This window comes from Streptomyces sp. YIM 98790 (assembly GCF_011421595.1).
Classification (GTDB): Bacteria; Actinomycetota; Actinomycetes; order Streptomycetales; family Streptomycetaceae; genus Streptomyces.
Genome location: NZ_WTLH01000235.1, coordinates 1 through 2,812, shown reverse-complemented (window position 1 = coordinate 2,812; position 2,812 = coordinate 1). Strand labels below are relative to the sequence as shown.

Here is a 2,812-nt window from a genome sequence, read left to right as displayed (position 1 = left end):
GCCGCGGGAGAGCGGCCCGGACCGGCCCGGCGGGCCGGCCGGCGTCCGCCGCTGGGCCGCCGACCTCGCCCTGGGCGCCCGGTTCGCGGTCACCGGCGGACGGGAGGGCTGGCTGCGCACCCTGCTCACCGCCGTCGGCGTGGGCCTGGGCGTCGCCGTGCTGCTGCTCGCGGCCTCCGTGCCGAGCATGATCCAGGCCCGGGACGCCCGCTTCGACGCCCGCAGCGGCGGCTTCGGCGAGGTCGCCGGACCCGGCCCGCAGACCCTGCTGCTCCACGAGCACGTCGGGGAGTTCCGCGGCCGCCCCCTCACCGGCCTGACCCTGCGCCCGGACGGGGACCGCCCGGCCCTGCCGCCGGGTATCGGGGAATTCCCGGCGCCCGGCGAGATGGCGGTCTCCCCGGCGCTGCAGGAACTGCTGGAGTCGCCCGCGGGCGACCTGCTGACGCCCCGGCTGCCGTACCGGGTGGGCGGTGTCATCGGCGACGCCGGGCTGCTGCACCCCGGCGAACTCGTCTACTACGCGCACGATCCACGGCTGACGGCCGTCGGCGACTCCAGGCGGATCGCGGAGTTCGGCAGCGACATGCAGCGCGAGCCGTTCGACGCCGTCCTGCTGCTGCTCATCGTGATCGCCTGTGTGGTGCTGCTGCTCCCGGTGGGAGCGTTCGTGGCCACCGCCGTACGGCTGGGCGGGGAGCGCCGCGATCTGCGGCTGGCGGCGCTGCGGCTGGTCGGCGCGGACATCCGGATGACCCACCGGATCGCGGCCGGGGAGGCCCTGGCCGGTTCGCTGCTCGGTCTGCTGCTCGGCGCGGTGTTCTTCCGCATCGGCCGCGACCGGATGGCCGGGGTGGAGATCTTCGGGTACTCCGCCTTCCCGCAGGACGTCAGCCCGGCAACCGCCATCGCGGCGCTGATCGTGCTGCTGGTGCCGGTGTCCGCGGTGGTGGTCACGCTCCAGGCGATGCGCCGGATCGCGGTGGAACCGCTGGGCGTGGTGCGCGGCGGTGCCACCGCCCGGCGCCGGCTGTGGTGGCGGCTGGTGCTGCCGTCCGCCGGACTGCTGCTGCTGGTACCGCTGTTCAACAGCGTGGCCGCCGACCAGACCGAGATCGACGAGTGGCGGATCACGGCCGGGATCGTGCTGCTGCTGGTGGGGGTCACCGCGGTGCTGCCCTGGCTGGTGGAGGTCTCGGTGCGGCGGCTGCGCGGCGGGCCGCTGTCCTGGCAGCTCGCCGTCCGCCGGCTCCAGATGGACAGCGGTCCGGCGGCGCGCGCGGTCAGCGGGGTCACCGTGGCGGTGGCCGGGGCCATCGCGGCGCACACCTTCCTGCTGGGGGTGGGAGGTGACTACACCGGGGACACCGGGGTCGCGGAGGGCGAGCGGCGCATCTCGATCTGGGCGAGTCCGCTCGACGCCGCGGGCGCCCCGGAGACCGTGGCGCGGATCGAGGCGGTGGACGGGGTGCTCCGTTCCCGGGTCGTGGTCAGCGACGAGGCCAGGGCGGCGGACGGCACGGCCGGGGACGGCACGGCCGGCATGGAGGGCATGGACGGCGGGTTCCGGGTGGTTGTCGCCGACTGCGCCGTGCTGGGCGAGCTGATGGTCACGCCCGGGGCCGTGCCCTGCGCGGACGGGGACGTCTTCCTCCAGGAGCCGCGCAACGCCGTGTCCGGCCGGGCCGCCGGGGTGCTGCGGCCGGGCATGGAGGCCGAACTCGCGGGCGGTGGCTTCCCCGCCCCGGACGAGACGGAAACCCTGCCGCGGGTGCGCTGGCGGGTGCCGGACGACGCCCGCGGCCTGCCCGCCGCGGACGAGGAGGACCTGTGGGTGCCGACGGTGTTCGCCACCCCGGCCGCCCTGGACCGGACCATGCTCCACGACCCCGCCTACGAGGTCATTGTGTGGGCGGACGAGTCGGTGCCGGACGTCACCGAGCATCTGCGCAACGCCGTGGCCGGCTTCGGCCCGGTGCTGACCACCTGGGACGAGGGTCCGCAGGAGGTCGGCAGCCGCTACGACTCGATCCGCCGCGCGCTCTACGCGGGCTCCGTGGCGGTGCTGCTGCTGATCGGCGGCAGCCTGGTGATCTCCACCGTGGAGCAGTTGCGGGAACGCCGGCGGCTGCTCTCGGTGCTGGTCGCCTTCGGGACCCGGCGCCGCACCCTGGCGGCCTCGGTGCTCTGGCAGACCGCGCTTCCGGTGGCGCTGGGGCTGGCCCTGGCGGTGGCGGGCGGCTTCGGCCTGAGCACGATGCTGCTGTCCCTGGTCTCCCGCTCGTTCGCGGTGGACTGGGAGGTGGTGGGGGCGCTCACCGGCCTGGGGGCCGGCATCGTCTTCGGCGCCACCCTGCTGTCCCTGCCGCCGCTGTGGCGGATGATGCGCCCGAGCGGCCTGCGCACCGAGTAACCGGCCCCCGTCCGGGCTCCTGCCCCGGCCCCCGTCCGGGCTCCTGCCCCGGCCCCGGGCCGCGGTCGGTGCCGGCCGGCCGGGACCGCGGCAGGAGCCGGGGCCGCCGCGCTCAGCGGCGGGCGGGGAGCGTGGCCGGGACGAGGAGCAGCAGACCCTGGGCGCGGGCCAGGTCGCCGCGGATCTCCTCGGCCTCCGGGACGGACGCCACCCGGTCGTTGGCCTCCAGCAGCCGCTCGTACTCGCTGAGCACCTCCCGCAGCCGGTCCGCGCCGGGGCCCAGCGCACCCGGCACCTGCCGTTCCGCCAGCCGGGCCGCCAGGCGTTCCAGCTCCTGCCGGTTGGCCCCGGCCAGCTCCCGCGCCCGGGCCAGCTCGGCGGCCCGCTGCGGCGGCGGCA

2 protein-coding genes are annotated in these 2,812 nt (G+C 76.7%); one reads left to right on the top strand and one right to left on the bottom strand.

All coding sequences use genetic code 11. The features are described from left to right. Positions 1-2,413: FtsX-like permease family protein (locus GQS09_RS25305; RefSeq protein ID WP_243761769.1), on the top strand; the 2,413-nt coding region annotated here is incomplete at its 5' end. A gap of 112 nt (positions 2,414-2,525) precedes the next feature. Here GQS09_RS25305 and GQS09_RS25300 read toward each other — a convergent pair. Further along, positions 2,526-2,812: hypothetical protein (locus tag GQS09_RS25300; RefSeq protein WP_165989881.1), on the bottom strand; the 287-nt coding region annotated here is incomplete at its 5' end.